Below are 977 nucleotides of genomic sequence, written 5' to 3'. Positions count from 1 at the left end.
AAGCCGCGAGGTGGAGCTAATCTCACAAAACCGATCGTAGTCCGGATCGCAGTCTGCAACTCGACTGCGTGAAGTCGGAATCGCTAGTAATCGCGAATCAGAATGTCGCGGTGAATACGTTCCCGGGCCTTGTACACACCGCCCGTCACACCATGGGAGTGGGTTGCACCAGAAGTAGCTAGTCTAACCTTCGGGAGGACGGTTACCACGGTGTGATTCATGACTGGGGTGAAGTCGTAACAAGGTAGCCGTAGGGGAACCTGCGGCTGGATCACCTCCTTAATCGACGACTCAGCTGCGCCATAAGCACCCACACGAATTGCTTGATTCATTGAAGAAGACGATTAGAAGCAGCTTTTGCTTTGCACACCCTATATTGGGTCTGTAGCTCAGTTGGTTAGAGCGCACCCCTGATAAGGGTGAGGTCGGCAGTTCGAATCTGCCCAGACCCACCAGTTACCTGGTGAAATTGGTCAGAGCGCGTACGACACCCGGTTACGGGGCCATAGCTCAGCTGGGAGAGCGCCTGCCTTGCACGCAGGAGGTCAGCGGTTCGATCCCGCTTGGCTCCACCATTTACTGCTTCTGCTTGAAAGCTTAGAAATGAGCATTCCATCCACTGGATGGTGAATGTTGATTTCTAGTCTTTGATTAGATCGTTCTTTAAAAATTTGGGTATGTGATAGAAAGAAATAGACTGTTGACCACTTTCACTGGTGGTGAACAGGCTAAGGTAAAGTTTGTGAGAACAAACTTTCGGCGAATGTCGTCTTCACAGTATAACCAGATTGCTTGGGGTTATATGGTCAAGTGAAGAAGCGCATACGGTGGATGCCTTGGCAGTCAGAGGCGATGAAAGACGTGGTAGCCTGCGAAAAGCTTCGGGGAGTCGGCAAACAGACTGTGATCCGGAGATGTCTGAATGGGGGAACCCAACTGTCATAAGACAGTTACCTTACACTGAATACATAGGTGTA

At 50.6% G+C, this 977-nt stretch carries 2 tRNA genes and 2 rRNA genes; all 4 read left to right on the top strand.

The window, feature by feature from the left end:
- Positions 1-282 (top strand): 16S ribosomal RNA (locus tag JTJ32_RS26275); the annotation flags it as partial.
- A gap of 96 nt (positions 283-378) precedes the next feature.
- Positions 379-455, top strand: a tRNA-Ile gene (locus JTJ32_RS26270).
- A 44-nt stretch (positions 456-499) separates the two neighbouring features.
- Positions 500-575, top strand: a tRNA-Ala gene (locus JTJ32_RS26265).
- 229 nt (positions 576-804) lie between these two features.
- Positions 805-977, top strand: a 23S ribosomal RNA gene (locus JTJ32_RS26260); the annotation flags it as partial.

This window comes from Pseudomonas alliivorans (genome assembly GCF_017826695.1).
GTDB lineage: Bacteria > Pseudomonadota > Gammaproteobacteria > Pseudomonadales > Pseudomonadaceae > Aquipseudomonas > Aquipseudomonas alliivorans.
Note: the sequence above shows the minus strand (reverse complement) of the source record. Positions and strands in the feature narration are given on the sequence as shown.